Origin of the sequence: Streptomyces turgidiscabies Car8 (assembly GCF_000331005.1) — a bacterium.
Classification (GTDB): Bacteria; Actinomycetota; Actinomycetes; order Streptomycetales; family Streptomycetaceae; genus Streptomyces; species Streptomyces turgidiscabies.
Window position 1 is genome coordinate 1 of record NZ_AEJB01000351.1, and the last position, 18659, is coordinate 18659.

Consider the following 18659-nt stretch of genomic DNA (forward strand, 5'->3'; position numbering starts at 1 on the left):
TCCGCCAAGGACTCCGTCCCTTCTCTCGCAGGTGAAGGAGGAAGAGACCGTGAAGATCCACACTGTGGGCGATGTGATGACCGACGAGGTCGTTCAGGCGCACCGCGAGACCCCGTTCAAGGACGTGGTCCGACTGCTGGACGCCCATCGGATCAGCGGGCTGCCTGTCGTCGACCACGACGACAAAGTGATCGGGGTGGTCTCCGGGACCGACCTGGTGCGCGGTCAGGCGGCCCGGTCCGGTGGGCGCCGGGATCGCCGTTACCGGCTGCCGCGCCTGCGACGTCCGGGGCGCCGAGCGGCTCCCGGGGCGCTTGCCACCACCGCCGGCGAACTGATGTCCACGCCCGCGATCACGGTGCATCCGGAGCAACCCGTCCCGGACGCCGCGCGGGTGATGGAGCGCCACGGAATCGAGCGGCTTCCCGTGGTGGACGAGGAGGACCGGCTCATCGGCATCGCCACCCGTCGGGACCTGCTGCGGGTCTTCCTGCGCACGGACGAGGACATCCGCCGGCAGGTGACCGACGAGATCCTGGGCGCCGCTCCCGGCCTGCCGCCCGACACGGTCGTCGTCTCGGTACGCGACGGCCTGGTCACGCTCGAAGGGCGTCTGGAACACCGTACGGACATCGCTCTCGCCGTCCGGTCGGTCTGGCAGGTGGACGGGGTTGTCGGGGTGTTCAACGGCCTGACCTTCCGCCTCGACGGCGACCGTCCCGCCGAGAAGGGCCCCTCCCGGGGGATCACCGGGCATTGACGCGCACCGGCCCGCCGCACAAGCAGTTCGCCCGGGGGCCGCTCGGCCCGACCTGACCGGGACCGGTCAGGCCCCGACGGGGGACCTTCGGCACAAGAGGCGGATCGCCGCGCGGACAAGAGTCAAGGACAGGAGCGGCCGTGGTCTCCCTGCGATGCCGCTTCCACCGGAAGCCGCCGGTCAGTCTCGGCGGCCCTCGACAACGGAGGCGCACTCATGACCCGTCACGACGTCGGAACCGAGGCCGCGGCCACCACCGGCGCGCCGTCCGACACCGCCGTCGCGGTGGACCGGCTGGTGACGGCCGGCCTGAAGTCGCTCGCCGACTACGAATCGCTGACCCAGGAACAGGTCGACCACATCGTCAAGAAGGCCTCGGTCGCCGCGCTGGACCAGCACACGGCCCTCGCACGTCTCGCGGTGGAGGAGACCGGGCGCGGTGTCTTCGAGGACAAGGCCGCGAAGAACATGTTCGCGTGCGAGCACGTCACGCACAGCATGGGCTCCATGAATACGGTCGGTGTCATCGGCCGCGACGACATCGAGGACATCGTCGAGATCGCGGAGCCGGTGGGCGTGGTGTGCGCGGTCACGCCCGTCACCAACCCGACCTCCACCACGATCTTCAAGGCACTCATCGCGCTGAAGACCCGCAACCCGGTCGTGTTCGCCTTCCACCCCTCCGCCCAGCGGTGCAGCGCGGAAGCTGCCCGCGTAGTGCGCGACGCGGCTCTCGCCGCGGGCGCGCCGGAGCACTGTGTGCAGTGGATCGAGACCCCGTCCGTCGAGGCGACCCGTACGCTCATGCACCACCCAGGCGTCTCGCTGATCCTCGCCACCGGCGGCAACGCCATGGTCAAGGCCGCCTACTCGGCCGGCAAGCCCGCGCTCGGCGTCGGCGCCGGCAACGTCCCCGCCTACGTGCACAAGAGCGCCAAGCTGAGCCGGGCCGTCAACGACCTGGTCCTGTCCAAGACGTTCGACAACGGCATGATCTGCGCCTCCGAACAGGCCGTCGTCCTGGACGACGAGATCTACGAAGCGGCGCTCGCCGAGTTCCGCACCCTGCACGCCCACCTGGCCACCGCCGCGGAGAAGGCGAAGCTGGAGAGGTTCCTGTTCCCCGTCGACGCGTCGAACAGCGGCTGCGAGCCCAAGGTCAACTCCGCTGCCGTCGGGCAGAGTTCGGAGTGGATCGCCGAGCAGGCCGGCTTCACGGTGCCCGCCGGCACCTCGCTCATCCTGGTCGAGGCCGAGCGGGTGGGCCCGGACGAGCCGCTGACCCGCGAGAAGCTGTGCCCGGTGCTCACCGTGCTCCGCGCCGCTTCACCCGCCCAGGGCTTCGACCTCGCCGCCGACATGGTCGCCTTCCACGGGCAGGGGCACAGCGCCGTCATCCACACCGAGGACCAGGAACTCGCCGAGGCATACGGGCGGCGCATGAAGACCGTACGGATCATCGTCAACGCCCCGTCCTCACAGGGCGCGATCGGCGGCATCTACAACAACCTGCTGCCGTCCCTGACCCTGGGCTGCGGCTCCTGGGGCAGCACCTCGGTGTCCAACAACGTCTCCGCCGCCCAGCTGTTGAACGTCAAGCGGGTCACCACGCGCCGCAACAATCTGCAGTGGTTCAAGGTCCCACCGAAGATCTACTTCGAGCCGCAGGCCATCCGCTACCTCGCCTCGATGCCGGACGTGCACCGTGTCACGGTCGTCACCGACGCGACCATGACCCGCCTCGGCTTCGTCGACCGGGTCAGCCGCGTCCTCCAGCGCCGCCACGAACCGGTGACCCTCCAGATCATCGACAATGTCGAACCCGAGCCGAGCATCGACTCCGTCCGGCGCGGCGCCCACCTCATGGGCGACTTCCGCCCCGACACCATCATCGCGCTGGGCGGCGGCTCCCCCATGGACGCGGCCAAGGTGATGTGGCTGCTGTACGAGCAGCAGGCCGAGGGCAAGGACGTCGACTTCGCCGACATGCGGCACAAGTTCTCCGACATCCGCAAGCGCGCCTTCCGCTTCCCCGTGCTCGGCAGGCTCGCCCGCCTGGTGTGCGTCCCCACCACCTCAGGCACCGGCGCCGAAGTCACCCCGTTCGCCGTCATCTCCGATCCCGCCACCGGAAAGAAGTACCCGCTCGCGGACTACGCCCTCACCCCCAGCGTGGCCATCGTCGACCCGCTTCTCACCACCGAACTGCCCCCGTCCCTGGCCGCCGACAGCGGCTTCGACGCCCTCACTCACGCCATCGAGGCGTACGTGTCCGTCTACGCCAACGACTTCACCGACGGGCCCGCCCTGCACGCGATCCGCCTGGTCTTCGACCACCTCGAAGCGGCGGTGAACGACCGCGCGAACAGCCCGGAGGCCCGGGAGAAGATGCACAACGCCGGCACCATCGCCGGCATGGCCTTCGGCAACGCCTTCCTCGGCATCGTCCACGCCATGTCCCATACCCTCGGCGCCACCTTCCACATCGCCCACGGCCGCACCAACGCGGTCCTGCTTCCGCACGTCATCCGCTACAACGGCACCGTTCCCATGAAGCTCACGGGCTGGCCCAAGTACGAGAACTACCGTGCCCCGGAACGCTTCCGGGACATCGCCCGCACCCTCGGCCTGCCCGCCGCGACCCCGCAGGAGGGTGTGGAGTCGCTCGCCACCGCGGTGGAACGTCTGCGCGACGCCGTGGGCATCGAACCGACCTTCCGGTCCCTGGACGTCGACGAGCGCGCCTTCCTCGACGCCCTGCCCCAGCAGGCCATGAACGCCTACGACGACCAGTGCGCACCCGCGAACCCCCGTATGCCCATGCTCGACGACATGCGGGAGCTCATGCGCGCCGCCTACTACGGCCGTGAGCGCCGTGAGCAGGGCCGTCCGGACGCCCCGCGGGCAGCTCAGCCGTAGTCCGCACAACCACATGACCGGCGTCCGACGGGTCCGACGGAGCTGAGCGACATCGAACTCCCGGGCAGCGCCACCGTGTTCCCGCACGGTCGCGCGCTCTCGTGCCGGAGGCGCACGGACAACCGCCGGGTCCCGCTCAGAGGGCCGTCCGGACCGGCGAGGCGGCCCAACGGCCCACAGACAGGACCCCGCCCCACAGGAAACCGTGGATGCGCGGTTACCGATCGACCGGCGAGCACGAGGAGTTGTGTGATGGCGAAGGCATATCTGGTGGGCAGCGGGATCGCGGCACTGGCCGCGGCCACGTTCCTGATCCGCGACGGCGGCTTCAAGGGCTCCGACATCCACCTCTTCGAGGAACAGCGGATGCTCGGCGGCAGTCTGGACGCGGGCGGTACGCCCGACACCGGCTACACCATGCGCGGCGGGCGCATGTTCGAGGCCGAGTTCCGCTGCACCTACGACCTGCTCTCCGGCATCCCCACCCTCGACGACCCCGCCGTCTCCGTGACCGAGGAGATCCTGGCCGGACACGAGGACTTCGCCTGGGACGACGTCGCCCGGCTCGTCGACGGGAACGGCAAGATCGTCGACACGACCTCCATGGGGTTCTCCGAACGCGACCGGCTGGAACTGGTCCGCTGTCTGGCCACCCCGGAAGGACACCTGGACAGCAAGAAGATCACCGACTGTTTCGGCGAACACTTCTTCACCACCAACTTCTGGTTCATGTGGTGCACCACGTTCGCCTTCCAGCCCTGGCACAGTGCCATCGAGTTCCGCCGCTACCTGAGGCGCTTCATCCACCTGTTCTCCGAGTTCGCCTCCATGTCGGGCATCCACCGGACCCGCTACAACCAGTACGACTCCATCGTCCGGCCCCTGACCGCCTGGCTCCGCGGGCACGGCGTCACCGTGCACACCGGCTGCCACGTCACCGACCTCGGGTTCGCCCCGGGCGCCGGGCACGGCACGGTCGAGACCATCTACCTGAACCGGGACGGTTTCGACAAGGAGATCACCGTCGCACCCGAGGACCTGGTCCTCGTCACCAACGGCTCCATGACAGACGCCTCCAGCCTCGGCTCGCACACCTCCGCGCCGCCGCCGGCCCCGCACCGCTCGGACGCCTGGCTGCTGTGGCACCGGCTGGCCCGCGGACGCGACGACTTCGGCGACCCCGCCGTCTTCGACAAGCACGTCAAGGACTCCCGATGGGAGTCGTTCACGGTCACCACGAAGGGCTCCGCGTTCCTCGACGCTCTCGAGGAGTTCAGCGGCCGTCCGGCCGGCAAGGGCGGTCTGATGACCTTCACCGACTCCAACTGGCTGCTCAGCATCGTCGCCAACCGCCAGCCCGTCTACCGTGACCAGCCGGAGGACGTGTCCGTCTGGTGGGGCTACGGCCTGTACCCCGGCCGCGCCGGCAACCACACGCCCAAGCCGATGACCATGTGCAGCGGCCGCGAGATCCTTGAAGAGGTCCTGCAGCACCTCCCGTTCGACGAGCGGACAGCAGCCCGGATCCTGGAGACGTCCACCGTCGTGCCCTGTGTGATGCCGTACATCACCAGCCAGTTCCTGGCCCGTCGCCGCGACGACCGGCCCCGGGTGGTCCCCGAGGGATCGGTGAACCTCGCCTTCATCGGCCAGTTCGCCGAGGTACCCGACGATGTCGTCTTCACCGTCGAGTACTCCGTACGCACCGCATGGACGGCGGTGGCGCAGCTCCTCAAGCTGGACGTACGGCCGCCGCAGGTCTACAAGGGCCACCACGACCCCCACGTACTGGCCTCCGCCCTGGAGACCATGCATCGCCGGTAGACCACCCGGTTCGAGGGACGACCGGTCCCCGGTCGGGGACCATCGGCACCCACGGGAACAGCGTGGTCAGAGAGACAGTGAAGACAGGAGCGGCACCGATCCCCCGCGGTGTCGCTCCGTACAGGTTGATCCGCCCTCAGCCGCGCGAAGCAGGGACCACCGGACGCCGACCGAGGCCGAACGGCCCTGGTGCGAGATACTCCCGCGCGGTTCGAATGACCCGATCAGGCCCACGCGTGGCTCTGGGAGACAGTGAACTGTGAGTGACCCTTCGATACGGAAACCTGCCATGGCCGACGACAACGACCCGTCGAGCTCCTCAGGAGCGCACACGAGTGTCGAGCTGGACGGGGACGAAGCGCTGCGGCTGCTGGGCAGTGTGTCCTTGGGGCGGGTCGTCTTCACCCGTCACGCGCTACCGACCGTCCGCCCGGTCAACCACGTCCTGGTCGACGGCGACATCGTCATCCGAACCCACGGTGACGCCGCGCTGGCCCGGTACGCCCGGCAGCCCGGGGGTGCGGGGGCCGTCGTCGCCTACGAGGCCGACGACATCGACCCCGGCACACACACCGGGTGGAGCGTGGTCGTCACCGGCTATGCGTGGCTGGTCACCGATCCGCGGGAACTGGCCCGCTACCGGGCCTTGTTGCGCCCCTGGGTGATGCAGCGGATGGATCACGCCATCCGCATCCACCCCGATCTGATCACCGGGCTCCGTCTCACGGACCACGCCCCGCCCCCGTTCGCCTGAGCGCCGTCAGTCGTGCGGCACCACCGCGACCGGTGCGACCGCGTGCTGGAGGACCGTGTGGGCCACCGGACCGATGTGCGAGCCGAGCGAGCCCTCTCGGCTGCGGCGCCCGACGACGATCAGCGACGCGTCACGCGAGACGTCCACCAGGTGCGCACCGACGTCCCCGACCACGGCCTCCTCCGTCACCTCGACGCCCGGGAACTTGTCCTGCCAGGGGCGGAGCACGCCTTCCGATGTCTGCCCGTCCTGGGCCGGGCCGGCGTCGTCCGCAGGAGCGGAGGAGATCTCGGCGCCCCAGCCGTGGATCACACGCAGCCTGGTGGCGCGCCTGGACGCGGCGTCGAACGCGAATTCCAGAACGTCGTCGTCGGGAGCGCGCAGGTCCAACCCCAGCACCACGTCACGGTACGGGGTGGTCCCGTCGGACTCCTCGAACGCTTCTGGCCGGCGTTCCTGCCCGGTGTCCTCCACTGCGCGGACCAGGACGACCGGCCGCTCGGCTCGGGCGACCACGGCGAGGGCCACGGAGCCGAGCAGTGCTCCCGCCACCTTGCCGAGGCCCCGCGATCCGAGGACGAGTACTTCGGCCTCCCGCGCGACCGCGATCAGCGTCGGCACCGGCCGGCCGGCGATCTGCTCGGCGCTCACTCGTACGCCGGAGTGGCGGTGAGCCAGCCGGGCCCGCGTTTCGACCAGCAGGCGCGCGGACCGGTCCGTTCCCGGCGGGGGAACCTGCTCGCCGGCAAACGGCACGTACTCGTGGGGCTGTTGTTCCCCCGCATGTACGACACGGAGGGGAATGTCGTACATCGCGGCCTCCCGCGCGGCCCATTCGGCCGCGGCGAGGCTTTCGTTCGAGCCGTCCAGACCAACGGTGACGGTACGGGACATGAGTGGGCCTCCTTCGGGAATGTGCTCCCACTCTCGTGTCTCCCGCGCCTGCGGCACGAGGGACCGTAGGTCCCTGAGTGCGGACCAGCCGGTCCCTGTGGCGGAAGAGTTCCGTGCCTCGGATCATGTTTGTCCTGCGGTTCGCGTGTTCGTGGTTCGAGGTCGTCGTGGGGGGTGCCGGACGGCCCGGTCGCTCCTTCCCTTCCGGGTCTTCAGCCGCCCGTGAGTTCCGGGCGGATCAACGTGCCCGACCTGCCGTGCACGATCTCGTACGCCGCGTCCAGGGCGCCGATGGCGGCCAGGCCTCCGGTGCGTTCGACGAACCGGGCGGCGGCCTCGGCCTTGGGCCCCATCGAACCGTCCGGGAAGCCCCGGCGGCGCAGCTCGGCGGGGGTGGCGTCGAGGACGGGCTGCTGAGCGGCTGTCCCGTAGTCCTCGTACACGCACGGGACGTCGGTGAGGATGAGCAGGAAGTCGGCCTTCAGGTCCTCGGCCAGCAGGGCGGACGTGAGGTCCTTGTCGATGACGGCCTCCATGCCCGTCAGCGCGCCGGTGTCGTTGTCCGCGGTGACGGGGACGCCCCCGCCGCCCGCGCAGATCACCAACGTGCCGCTGTTCAGCAGCTCATGGACGGTGTCGGTCTCCACGATCCGTTCCGGCACAGGTGAGGGCACGACACGGCGCCAGCCTGTGGTGGTGTCCTGCGCGATGTGCCAGCCTCGCTGGTGGGCGAGGGAGCGGGCCACGTCTCGGGGATAGACCTGGCCGACGAACTTGGTGGGCCGTGCGAACGCGGGATCGTCGGCCCGTACGAGGGTGTGGGTGACGAGGGTGGCGATGCGGCGGCCCGGCAGGGCGTCGTGCAGGGTGCAGGCCAGCAGCGAGCCGATCATGCCCTGGGTCTGGGCATCGAGCAGGTACAGCGGGTAGGGGACGCTGAGGGCGGGATCGGCCGCGCTCTCCACGGCGAGCAGGCCGATCTGGGGGCCGTTGCCGTGCGTGATGACGATTTCGTGCTCGTGGGCCAGGGCGGCCAGCGCGGTGGCGACGCGGTCGATATTGGCCTGCTGGACTGCGGCGTCCGGGCGTTCACCCCTGTGGAGCAGGGCGTTGCCGCCGAGCGCGACGACTATGCGCATGGCTTCAGTCCTCCAGGGTGGCGACGAGTACGGCCTTGATGGTGTGCAGCCGGTTCTCCGCCTGCTCGAAGACCAGCGACGCGGGTGAGGAGAAGACGTCGTCGGCGACTTCGAGTCCGTCCAGACCATAGGCGTCGAAGAGGCTCTGGCCGAGGTGGGTACTGCGGTCGTGCAGGGCCGGCAGACAGTGCATGAACCGGACGTCCGGGTTGCCGGTCATGGCAAGCGTCTTGTCGTTGACCTGGTACGGCAGCAACAGCTCGATCCGCTCCCGCCAGGCGTCGGCGGGCTCGCCCATGGACACCCAGACGTCGGTGTGCAGGAAGTCGGCAGCGTGTACGGCGGTCTCGACGTCCTCGGTGATCGTGATCCGGGCGCCGCTGCGCTCGGCCAGGTCCCGGCAGGTGGCGATCAGCTCGGGGTCGGGCCACAGCCGGGCGGGGGCGGCGATGCGTACATCCATGCCGAGCAGGGCGCCCATGGCGAGGAGGGAGTTGCCCATGTTGTTGCGGGCGTCGCCGAGGTAGCAGTAGGCGATGTCGGGCAGCGGCTTGCGACTGTGTTCGCGCATGGTGAGGACGTCGCAAAGGCTCTGGGTGGGGTGCGCGGTGTCGGTCAAGCCGTTGTAGACGGGTATGCCGGAGTAGGCGGCGAGATCGGTGACCAGGGACTGGGCCGAGCCCCGGTACTCGATGGCGTCGAACATGCGCCCGAGCACTCGGGCGGTGTCGGCAACGGACTCCTTGGCGCCGATGTGGGTGTCGCCGGGGCCCAGGTAGGTGGTCGCGGCGCCTTGGTCGGCGGCGGCGACCTCGAAGGCGCAGCGGGTGCGGGTGGAGGTCTTCTCGAGAGAAGCGGGTGGCGTCCTTCCCGCCGTTCCGTGCCACGGCCCCGCCGAGAGAGAGCCGACCCACCGTGTACCTCCAGCCTGCGAGGACACGAGCGGGACGGCATGGGCCGAAAGACCCTCGATCGGGTCCGGGCGGCCCGTGGTACCGCACGCCGCCAGGGCACAGGCTGGGATCAGCAGCCCTACGGCATTCCGGAGGGGAGCGATAGCAGGCATCCGCACGAGCAGCGTCCTCCACAGGGACGGGATCGATGCTCTGGTCAAGGAACGTCGGGTGCGGCCGTCGTACGCCTTCCGCTGCGTTCGCCCCTGTGATCTGCGCACCGTCGCGATCCAGGAACGGGTGCCGACCGGAGGGCCGCTACCAGGTCAGCGGCTATCAGGAGCGTTGTCAGGGTGCGTTCCTGATAGCCGCCGAGCGCATCGCGCTGCGGATCATCGACGTGTACGTCCACCGGCCCGCCCATACATCGAGGTAACGCCCATGGCAGGGACCGGACATGGCGCGACCGAGGCACCGCGGGGGGCCTGCTCCGCCACCGCTACCGGCTGGACAGCGAGGGTCGCCGTCACCGACGGCCGTCGCGTACCGCCCCTCGCCCTCTCTTCCTCGACCTGACCGTCGAACGCATCTGAACCCGAGAAGGAAGGTACGGACACCATGAGCAGCAGCCCACGCAGCGTGAGCGACGTGATGACGCACACCGTCGTCGCCGTCGGACGCGACGCCTCGTTCAAGGACATCGTGAAGCTCATGGAGCAGTGGAAGGTCAGCGCCCTTCCCGTTCTGGAGGGAGAGGGTCGGGTGATCGGCGTCGTCTCGGAGGCCGATCTGCTGCCCAAGGAGGAGTTCCGCGACAGCGACCCCGACCGGTTCACCCAGCTGAGCCGCCTCTCCGACCTGGCCAAAGCAGGCGGGCTGACCGCGGCGGACCTGATGAACGCCCCGGCCATCACCGTCCACGCCGACGCCACCCTCGCCCAGGCCGCCCGCATCATGGCGCAGCGCAAGGTCAAGCGCCTGCCCGTCGTCAACGCCGAGGGCCTGCTCGAAGGCGTCGTCAGCCGGGCCGATCTCCTGAAGGTCTTCCTGCGGGACGACGACGACATCGCCGAGGAGGTCCGCCGAGAGATCGTCACGTCCCTGTTCCCGGCCCCCGTCGAGCCCATCCGGGTGGAGGTCGCCGAGGGAGTCGTCACGCTCACCGGGCGGATCAGGGACACCTCGCTCGTACCGGTGGCCGCCCGCCTCGTACGCACCGTCGAGGGCGTGGTCGACGTCCAGTGCGACCTGTCCGCCGGCCTGCCACGGAGTGAGCCGCGGTGAGGTGTCTCGGCGGCACCGCGACCCGGCACTCGCCCATCGACCGATGATCCACGGCCCCGGCTGTCCTGTGTGCTTCAACCCGTCGGAGACGCTGGACGGGCACCGACGTACGACTCCGGCTGTCCGAACTCCGGCTGCCGCGCCGTTCCCTGGGAAAGGCCGCCCGCGTCGCCGAGACTCCGGTCGCGATGGGTGAAACCCCGGTGACGCCGTCCTGCTCTCGGACCTGACCTGGCCGCACGGTACGTGGTGGACGTGCCGCTGGGCGGGCAACTGCCCTGCATCTGCTGATCGTTGGACCACGCTGCGGACGGACGCGAAGAGGCGCGGCCGACTGGGGCGCGCCGGCCGCGCACGGGGGTGCGGCTGTTCACCGTGCCGCACCGGGATGGTCCTGGTCCCCGCCTTCTCCTCCGGGACCGGGACCGTGATGGTCAGGACACCGTCCTCGTACCTCCAGCGTGCCGCGCCGCGACCGGACACACGTGGGCCGACCGGCCCTGTACGGGATCCGGTCGGCCACGGTCAGCCGAGCATCCGCTTCCTCCAGCCGGGGCCGACCCGCTCCCACTCCGCCTCCCACGCGGCCAGCCGCCGCTCCAGGAGCGCGCGCGGGAGGCGGCCCGTGACCAGTACCCCGGTTCCCGCGCCGAGCGCGACCAGCGTGCCGCCCGCGGCTGCCTGGAGCCTTGCCTCGCTCGCGGCGACCGGCTTGGAGACCAGCTCGTCCAGGCGGTTCACCCACACCGTGACCGTGGTGCCCGCCGTGGCGTCGGCGTCGGCTTTCGTCCGGTCGGTGTGGGAGCCGCCGTTCGCATCGGTCCAGCGCACCTTCACCCACACCGTGCCGAGATCGGTCCCGGTGTCGGACTCCGTCGCGTCCTCCATGAGCACGGCCGGCACCGCACGAGTCCGGGCGCGGTTCTCGGCCATGCCCCGCTCCATCGCGTCGGCCGTCGCGACGCCCGCGAGCACGGCGCCCAGCAGCGCGAGGAGCCACGTGCCGAGCACGATCCAGGCTTCCGCACGGTCGCTGCGGCGCCGGAGCGGGCTGCGGCGCCAGCGCCACAGCCGCACCCTGGTGACCTTCGCACGAGACTTCCCCGTCATCGGTCGGCACCCCCCTCCTGCCTCAGGACGCGCTGCCGGTCCCGGAAGTCCGTCGGGTCGCGGCGTCGTCCGGCAGATCAGGGTCGAGATCCGGATGCCTGGGCGGCCCGGCCAGTGCGAAGTCGACGTCCACCACACCCTCGACAGCCCGCACCAGGCGGGCGGCGACAGGCACGAGCGTGGTGTCGCGGATACGGCCCGTGAGGGTGACGACTCCGTCGCGGACCTCCACCCGGATCGGCTCGACGGGGTCGGGGAACAGCTGGTCGACGACCCCGCGACGTACCTCGCCGGCGATGTCCTCGTCGTCCCGCAGGAACACTTTGAGCAGGTCGGAGCGGCTGACGACGCCCTTCAGCAGGCCTCGGCCGTCGACGACCGGCAGGCGCTTGACCCTGCTCCGGGCCATGACGCGCGCGGCCCGGGCAAGGGTGGCGTCGGGATGGACGGTGATGGCCGGCGCGGTCATCAGCTCCTGTGCCGTCACGGCGCCCGCCTTGATGAGGTCGGACAGCCGGTGAAGCTGCGTGTACCGATCGGGGTCGCTGTCGCGGAACCCCTCCTTGGGCAGCAGATCAGCCTCGGAGACGACCCCGATGACGCGTTCCTCACCGTCCAGAACGGGAAGGGCGCTGACCTTCCACTGCTGCATGGTCTTCACGATGTCCTTGAACATCGCCCCGCCGCCGAGGGCGACGACGGTGCTGGTCATGACATCGCTCACGATGTGGGGTGTGCCGTGCATGACGTCCTCCAGGCCTGCCGGAGTGTTGGACTATGCGTTCAGCGTGAATCACGGCGCCCCCCGTGCGCATGGGCCGGGTGGCCCTGTCCGAGGTCCCGATGGTCTCCGGGCGGACGTGAGCCTCCGCACCGGACGGCGGTGCGGAGGCTCACCGCGCGGTGCAGGCGACGAACTCGCCGACCGCCACCTTGAGCCGGGACAGTCCCTTCTTCCTGTCGGTGAAGAACATCCCGGTCATAGGGTCGGTGTACAGCTCGTTGTCGATCCCCGCATAACCGTGGCCCATCGACCGCTTGATCACGACGACACTCTTCGCCATTGGTGATGGACCGGTTCATGGCGTCGGCCATCAGTTTGGTGAGGATGCCGCCCGAGGCGCTGACGAGCATGCTCGCGATGATGAGTGCCGTCCGGTCGATCACGAAGCCCGCCATCGCGACCGCCCGCTTCACAGTCGGCCGGGTGGTCGCCGCCGATCATCCGCCGGGCACGACGACCACAGGGCAGTGGGACCGGTGCAACAGGGTGTGCGCGACCGGTCCCAACCGCGTTCCCGCCCCGCCATGACGGTGCGCACCGATCACGACGACCGCGGCCTCCCGCGTGCCCTCCAGCAGTGAGCGCGCCGCGCCGGTACGGACCGTGCGGGTCTCGACCTCGACGCCGGGATACCGCTCCCGCAGCCGGGTCAGGGCGAAGCGCGGTACGGCCTCCTCGGCGCGGCCGTGCCGGGCGAGCCGCTCCTGTCCCGGGCTCGTCGCGGGCACGAGCGACGGCAGTTCGGGGGCAGCCTGCTGGTGGGTCCAGGAGTGCAGGACACGCAGGGGGACGCCGCGCCGCTCGGCTTCCTGGAAGGCGTAGGCGGCCGCATCCGCGTCCACGTCGCTCTCCAGGCCGAGCAGCACATCCCTGCCGTCGTCGCACGGATGGTCCCCGCGAACGACCAGCAGCGGGCCCCGCGCCCGCGCGGCCAGCCGCAGGCTCACCGAGCCGAACAGCAGGCCGGTGAGCCCGCCGAAGCCTCGTGTGCCCACAACGGTCAGGACCGCGTGTTCGCTCTCACGTACCAGTGCCCTTACGGTGCCGTCCTCAGCCGCCGCTGTCACGACCGGCAGAACCGGGTGCCGCTCGCTCACCCGTGACGCCGCTGCGCTCAGTACGGGTCCGGCCTCGTCCCGGTCCGGCACGGCGTACACGACGCGCAGGCCGGCTCCACGGCGCACCGCCTCGTCCGCGGCCCAGTCCAACGCCCGTACGGCGACCAGCGAACCGTCCGTTCCTACGACCACGTGTTGGAGAGTCATGGCTCCTGCTTCCCTTCGGGTGCCGCGGCGGCTTCGCAGTCCACACTCGCCCTCCACGGACACCGGGGGCAGGGCCCGCCAGGACCCGACGCAACGCCGAACGGCCCCTTGTCGCGGGGCCGTTCGGGTCCATGTCGGTGACGGTCCGTCAAGATGCCGGAAGAACCACGCCGTACATGGTGCACCCGCCGACCAACTCCCGGCCGGTCACCAGCTCGGGCTCGATGCGGACGAAGACCTCCTCAGGCGAGGGCACCCAGGAGCGCGGGCCGGTCCGGGCCAGCCGCTCCTGCTCGGCGGGGTCGGTCACCACGGCGGCCGAGCCGGTGACGACGACGCTCCAGCCGGAGTGGGTGGCCGCGTCGACCTCGTCGGCCTCGAAGGCGACCACAGCTCCGTCGATCGCCCGCACCAGCTCCGAGGTCGCCGAAGTACGCAGCAGCACCGAACCGTCCGCGTCCAGGCCGAAGTTGACCGGCAGAACCGCGGGCAGGGCCTGGCGCGTGTGGACGATACGGCCGACCGGCACCTTCGCCAGCAGCCGCAGGCACTCCTGCCGCCCGAGTTCTCGGAAGCCGTCGTTCGCATACATGAGGAACAACCGCCGTCACGCCGTGATCCGGCGCCCGGTGAGGGCGAGCGGCTCGATGCGCACCCACATGTCGCGTTCACCGCCGGCCCACGGCAGGCTGTACGCCCGCTCCGTGAGGTGCCGTACGTCGTCGGGGTCCGTCACGGTTCGCGCGTGGCCGCGCACCAGAACGCTCCAGCCCTGGCTGAACGCCTCGTCGATGCGGTCGACCTCGAAGGCGACCTGGCAGCCGGCCGCCTGCGCGGGCGTGCTGCCGTCCGCGGTACGGAAGACGACCGCGCCCTCGACCACGCTGTAGTTGACGGGGACGATGGCCGGCCCCGACACAGTGGGCACCGCGACCCTGCCCACGCCGTGCGTGGCGAGCAGGGCCCGGCACTCCTGTCTGCTCAGTTCGCTGAACTCGGGGTGCGGGCTCGCCCGCCCGGGGCCCGGCGGCAGATCGACGGCGCCGCCGACGAGGTCCCGCACAGTGGTGTGCAGGGCCTCGGCCAGCCGGAGGAGGGCGCTCATGCCCGGTGACGTGGCAAGCTCTTCCTCCAGGTACTGGAGGTAGCCGGGCGCCATGCCCGCTCGTTCGGCCTCTTCCTTTCGGGTCAGGCCGAGTTCCTCCCGTCGATGGGTGAGGCGACGTCCGAGATCGCTCATCGGGGATCCCTCCGCCCTGTCCGGCTCCACCTGTTCACCCATGGCCCGCCACTTCCTCTCGTCAGGCCGCACGGACGGCGACCTCGTGCTGCGGCCCGCCGAGCACCACTTTGAGCGCGCCGGTGTCGGCGGCCCGGGAGAAGACGTCGTACGCCTCCTCCATGCGGTCGAGCGGGAAGGTGTGGGTGACCATCTCCGCGGTGGGCAGCCGGCCGGCCGCCGCCATCCGCAACAGCGTGGGCGTCGAATAGGTGTCGACAAGCCCGGTCGTGATGGTCACGTTCTTGATCCACAGGTCTTCGAGGTGCAGGGTCGCGGGCTTGCCGTGCACGCCCACGTTGGCCACGTGTCCGCCGGGGCGCACCATGCGCGTGCACAGTTCGAAGCTCTCCGGCACGCCCACCGCCTCGATGACGACATCCGCGCCGAGTCCGTCCGTGAGGTCGGCGATCAGCTGCTCCGGGTGTTCACGGGCGTCGGCCACGGCATCGGCGCCGAGCCGCTTGGCCGCCTCCAGCCGGGTGGCGGCCAGGTCGACGGCGACGATCCGCTCGGGCGAGAACAGCCGGGCCGTGGCGATCGCCGCCAGTCCGATGGGGCCGGCGCCGACGACGGCGACGGTGTCTCCGGGGCGTACCCGCCCGTTGAGCACACCCACCTCGTAGGAGGTCGGGAAGATGTCGGCCAGCAGTACGGCGTCCTTGCTGTCCACCGCGCTGGGCAGTGCGTGCACGGACAGGTCAGCGTACGGGACCCGGACGTACTCGGCCTGGGTGCCGTCGATCAGGTGGCCGAGGATCCAGCCTCCGCCGGCCTGGCACTGCCCGTACATGCTCTCCTTGCAGTAGCGGCACCGCCCACAGGCGCTGATGCAGGAGACCAGGACCCGGTCTCCCGGCCGCACGGTGCGTACGTCGCTGCCGACCTCGACGATCTCGCCGACCGCCTCGTGCCCGAGCACCGTGCCCGGGATCACCTCGGGCACATCGCCCTTGAGAATGTGCAGGTCCGTCCCGCAGATGGTGACGGTGTCGACCCGCACGATCGCGTCGGTGGGTTCCTTGATACCGGGATCCGGAACCTCCTCCCAGGCGGACTGTCCAGGGCCGTGGAAGACGAAGCCCTTCATGACGCACCTCTCCCTCGTGTTCTCCTGCGGGTCTCGGGTCCCGGCGGTTCGGCGACAGCCGGTAGGGCCGCGCATCGCGCGACCGACGCCGGGATTGCCCCGCAGATCCAGCTTGTCCCGCGCCCGTGGGCCTCGCTTGGGCCGGTCGGTACCCATCACCCGGCCGTTCGGGGTCGTCGCCCGGCCACGAGCGTGCCTCGCAACGCCGTTCGGGCCGGGGCCACAGGGGCCGACCGGCCCTTCCGTTCGTGTCACCGAACACGCTTTTCTCTCACCATGTCCAAGACCCGCACCAGGTCCGTACCGCACCCCACGGAACAACCCGTCCGCGGGGCGACCGTCCTGGAACTGCGTGGCGAGGTCGACCTCGCCAGGGTGCCGTCCCTTTCGGCACGCCTCGACACACTGACCGCACACGGCCAACCCGATCTGATACTCGATCTCCGCCACGTGTCCTTCATCGACTGTGCCGGCCTGGGCGTCCTGTGCCGGGCGCGGAACCGGACCCTGGCACGCCAGGGCCGGCTGCGGCTGGTCTCCGACAGCGGCCGTTTCCTGCGGGTACTCCGTCATGCCGGTCTCTCCGGCGTCTTCGAAGTACACCCTCACCTGCCTGCGGGGCCGACGCTCACGACAGCGACGGGCTGACCGGGCCTACGCGTTCGGCCGCTCCTCCCCGAACACCGAATCCGGGGCACGCCGAGGGGTGACGGCGCCCTGCGTGCCGTGTCCGAAACGCATGAGCAACTACGCGTGACCGGTCCGGCCGGGCACGGGGCTCAGCGATTCGCGCAGGTCGAGCCACTCCAGCGCCTGATGCAGCAGAGACATGCGCAGGCCGTGGGCCGTCGCGATGAGCCAGACGTGCTGGAGCGCCTGCCCGGAGCGCAGCCAGTCGGCACGGCGGTCGTGCTCGGTGGACAGCACGGCGATGACCGGGTCCTTCTCGAAGGGCTGGGTGACGAGCCGCTCGGGATGGCGCTGGGCGGTGAAGTCACGCACGGGGACGTGTTCGCGGGCGTCCTGCGGGCCGAGCGCCTTCTGCGGCACGCCCACATCACGGGCCGGGTCCAGCTCGTGGTTCACCCAGCGGCGGCCTTCCGCGGCCCGGTCGGCGTCAAGACGGTTGCGCTGCTCGGCCTCCGCGGTCAGCCGAAGGAGACGGTCCGTCTCGGTGGCGTCGGCGAAGGTGAGCCGTGCGCCCTCCGCACGGGCCGCCGCGCCGAGTTCCGCGCGCAGGTCCGGGAGAACCGGCATGCCACAGAAGGGGAACCGGCTGCTGTGCCTGCGCCAGATGGCCGCGTAGAGGTCGAGGCTCTGCCGCCCTTGGTGCGGATCGCCGGGCTCCGTCGGACGAACGGTGGCGAACAAGCCGGGGTTCTCCGGGCAGGGCAGCAGACGCGTCACGGGCGCCCAGCCGTAGTAGGCCAGCGCGACCCGCAGGTTGAAGACACATGCCCCCGCCGACAGGTACAGGGCCCGGCCTGTCGGATCGGTGTGCCTCAGGCCTCGCTCGGGAGCGGCGAACACCTGGAAGGTGACCGTGGCGGGATCCAGCCGGAACCGCCACGGCTGCGTGTTGTGGATCGACGGCGCGGCGACCGCCGCCGAGACGCAGGTCTCCAGGATCGCGGCGTCCAGGAGTGTGCTCGTCATGACGCCCTCCTCGCGCACCGGCGCACGACGGAGCCAACCGGGTCCGGGACACCCGACCGGCCCTCTCGACCCAGGCTGAAGGGCCCTTTTCCAACGGCGAGTCGCCCCCGAACGGCGTGCCGGTACCACCCGGTGGGCCCATGTCCCCTCCCTCCTTCGCCTGTCACCTTCGGGAATGTCACGAACTTCAGGAGGAGGCGCGGACCGATGCATGGCAGCAGGCGTACGAGGAAGCGGTTCTGGCGGTGGCGGAGCAACCCGTTGCGACGGCACGACGACATCATCGAGGCCTGGATCGTGCTGGCCGTGTGGGCGGTCATCGCGATTGGGGGCGCGGTCGCCGGCCTGGTGACGGCCCACGCCGCCGACGAGGTGTTCGCCGCACAGCGCGCCGAGCGCCGTTCCGTCCGAGCCGTGCTGCTCACCGACGTCCCACCGGCCGTTTCGACCCTCAGGGGAGCAAACGGCCGGTCGATGGCGACGGTCCGCTGGACAGCCCCGGACGGCTCCACCCGCACCGGCGAGATATTGGTGAAGTCGGGACTGACGGCCGGATCCGAGCTCGCCGTCTGGCAGGACAGCCAGGGCGAACTCACCACCGAGCCGATCAGTCCGACGGACGCGGCCGTCGAGGCCGGCTTCCTCGGTGCGGCAGCCGCACTGGCCCTCGCCGGGATCGCCTGCGGCACCGGAGCCCTCGCACGGTGGCGGCTCGACCAGCGGCGTATCAACCGGTGGGACCAGGAGTGGGACCAGGTCGGCCCGCGGTGGAGCCACAAGACCGGTTGACACCCACAACTCCCGTCGCCCGCCCGGTGGCGGCCCCGGAAGCCGCTCGACGACCCCGTCCGCGAGGCGGGGCATCGGCCGTTCCGCCACAGCCCGGACCGGAGCGGACGACACGTCCTCCGCAGCTGAACAACAGAAGGTGTTGCTCTCCGGGCGGGAGCCCCATGGCCACAACGGAGGACGGAACCCTCCCGCACTGCCGTGTTCACGGACCCAACC

At 70.5% G+C, this 18659-nt stretch carries 17 protein-coding genes and 3 pseudogenes; 8 read left to right on the forward strand and 12 right to left on the reverse strand.

Going from position 1 to position 18659, the window contains the following annotated elements; genetic code table 11:
• Positions 1 to 76 precede the first annotated feature (76 nt).
• The 4 genes and pseudogenes from STRTUCAR8_RS23590 (at position 77) to STRTUCAR8_RS23605 (ending at position 6257) form a co-directional block, all read left to right on the forward strand.
• A complete protein-coding gene (locus STRTUCAR8_RS23590) occupies positions 77 to 760 on the forward strand; it encodes a CBS domain-containing protein (RefSeq protein WP_179200484.1) in 684 nt (227 codons plus the stop codon).
• 216 nt (positions 761 to 976) lie between these two features.
• Positions 977 to 3679, forward strand: coding sequence for a bifunctional acetaldehyde-CoA/alcohol dehydrogenase (adhE, locus tag STRTUCAR8_RS23595; RefSeq protein ID WP_006378462.1), 2703 nt, complete (start codon positions 977 to 979; stop codon positions 3677 to 3679).
• A gap of 234 nt (positions 3680 to 3913) precedes the next feature.
• Positions 3914 to 5503: pseudogene (locus STRTUCAR8_RS23600) on the forward strand (oleate hydratase); the annotation flags it as partial.
• A 289-nt stretch (positions 5504 to 5792) separates the two neighbouring features.
• A complete protein-coding gene (locus STRTUCAR8_RS23605; RefSeq protein WP_006378466.1) occupies positions 5793 to 6257 on the forward strand; it encodes a pyridoxamine 5'-phosphate oxidase family protein in 465 nt (154 codons plus the stop codon).
• Positions 6258 to 6263: 6 nt separating this feature from the next.
• Here the strand turns inward: STRTUCAR8_RS23605 and STRTUCAR8_RS23610 are convergent, their stop codons facing one another.
• The 3 genes from STRTUCAR8_RS23610 to argF form a co-directional block, all read right to left on the reverse strand.
• Positions 6264 to 7151, reverse strand: coding sequence for a universal stress protein (locus STRTUCAR8_RS23610; protein WP_006378472.1), 888 nt, complete (start codon positions 7149 to 7151; stop codon positions 6264 to 6266).
• 212 nt (positions 7152 to 7363) lie between these two features.
• Positions 7364 to 8290: a carbamate kinase gene (locus tag STRTUCAR8_RS23615; RefSeq protein WP_006378457.1), complete on the reverse strand. Its 927-nt coding sequence runs from the start codon at positions 8288 to 8290 to the stop codon at positions 7364 to 7366.
• Between the two features lie 4 nt (positions 8291 to 8294).
• A complete protein-coding gene (argF, locus tag STRTUCAR8_RS23620) occupies positions 8295 to 9362 on the reverse strand; it encodes an ornithine carbamoyltransferase (protein WP_006378456.1) in 1068 nt (355 codons plus the stop codon).
• Between the two features lie 203 nt (positions 9363 to 9565).
• Between argF and STRTUCAR8_RS55715 the strand changes: the two are divergent.
• A pseudogene (locus tag STRTUCAR8_RS55715) lies at positions 9566 to 9741 on the forward strand (Ni/Fe hydrogenase subunit alpha); the annotation flags it as partial.
• A 60-nt stretch (positions 9742 to 9801) separates the two neighbouring features.
• Complete coding sequence (locus tag STRTUCAR8_RS23625) at positions 9802 to 10467, forward strand: CBS domain-containing protein (RefSeq protein ID WP_006378464.1); 666 nt, start codon at positions 9802 to 9804, stop codon at positions 10465 to 10467.
• 525 nt (positions 10468 to 10992) lie between these two features.
• Here STRTUCAR8_RS23625 and STRTUCAR8_RS23630 read toward each other — a convergent pair.
• The 8 genes and pseudogenes from STRTUCAR8_RS23630 to STRTUCAR8_RS23655 form a co-directional block, all read right to left on the reverse strand.
• On the reverse strand, positions 10993 to 11577 hold the full coding sequence (locus tag STRTUCAR8_RS23630) for an Rv1733c family protein (protein ID WP_006378473.1): 585 nt from the start codon (positions 11575 to 11577) through the stop codon (positions 10993 to 10995).
• 22 nt (positions 11578 to 11599) lie between these two features.
• Positions 11600 to 12322: a CBS domain-containing protein gene (locus tag STRTUCAR8_RS23635; protein WP_006378455.1), complete on the reverse strand. Its 723-nt coding sequence runs from the start codon at positions 12320 to 12322 to the stop codon at positions 11600 to 11602.
• A gap of 148 nt (positions 12323 to 12470) precedes the next feature.
• Positions 12471 to 12641: an NAD(P)(+) transhydrogenase (Re/Si-specific) subunit beta gene (locus STRTUCAR8_RS51350; protein ID WP_006378474.1), complete on the reverse strand. Its 171-nt coding sequence runs from the start codon at positions 12639 to 12641 to the stop codon at positions 12471 to 12473.
• Between the two features lie 58 nt (positions 12642 to 12699).
• Positions 12700 to 12756, reverse strand: a pseudogene (locus STRTUCAR8_RS55405) (hypothetical protein); the annotation flags it as partial.
• Between the two features lie 42 nt (positions 12757 to 12798).
• Complete coding sequence (locus STRTUCAR8_RS23640; protein WP_179200483.1) at positions 12799 to 13626, reverse strand: universal stress protein; 828 nt, start codon at positions 13624 to 13626, stop codon at positions 12799 to 12801.
• Positions 13627 to 13774: 148 nt separating this feature from the next.
• On the reverse strand, positions 13775 to 14218 hold the full coding sequence (locus tag STRTUCAR8_RS23645) for a pyridoxamine 5'-phosphate oxidase family protein (RefSeq protein WP_044472750.1): 444 nt from the start codon (positions 14216 to 14218) through the stop codon (positions 13775 to 13777).
• A gap of 15 nt (positions 14219 to 14233) precedes the next feature.
• Positions 14234 to 14908: a helix-turn-helix domain-containing protein gene (locus tag STRTUCAR8_RS23650; RefSeq protein ID WP_006378463.1), complete on the reverse strand. Its 675-nt coding sequence runs from the start codon at positions 14906 to 14908 to the stop codon at positions 14234 to 14236.
• 19 nt (positions 14909 to 14927) lie between these two features.
• Positions 14928 to 15995 (reverse strand): zinc-dependent alcohol dehydrogenase family protein, encoded by a 1068-nt coding sequence (locus STRTUCAR8_RS23655; protein WP_006378460.1) that lies wholly within the window; start codon positions 15993 to 15995, stop codon positions 14928 to 14930.
• Positions 15996 to 16271: 276 nt separating this feature from the next.
• Between STRTUCAR8_RS23655 and STRTUCAR8_RS23660 the strand changes: the two genes are divergently transcribed.
• Positions 16272 to 16643 carry an STAS domain-containing protein gene (locus STRTUCAR8_RS23660; protein WP_006378468.1) on the forward strand — a complete coding sequence of 124 codons (372 nt, stop codon included), beginning with the start codon at positions 16272 to 16274 and terminating at the stop codon, positions 16641 to 16643.
• A gap of 99 nt (positions 16644 to 16742) precedes the next feature.
• On the opposite strand, the gene STRTUCAR8_RS23665 is transcribed toward STRTUCAR8_RS23660, so the two are convergent.
• Complete coding sequence (locus STRTUCAR8_RS23665) at positions 16743 to 17651, reverse strand: Acg family FMN-binding oxidoreductase (protein WP_006378461.1); 909 nt, start codon at positions 17649 to 17651, stop codon at positions 16743 to 16745.
• A 207-nt stretch (positions 17652 to 17858) separates the two neighbouring features.
• Here STRTUCAR8_RS23665 and STRTUCAR8_RS23670 point away from each other — a divergent pair, with 207 nt between their 5' ends.
• Positions 17859 to 18440, forward strand: a complete 582-nt coding sequence (locus STRTUCAR8_RS23670; RefSeq protein ID WP_006378471.1) for an Rv1733c family protein — start codon at positions 17859 to 17861, stop codon at positions 18438 to 18440.
• The last annotated feature ends 219 nt before the right edge of the window (positions 18441 to 18659 follow it).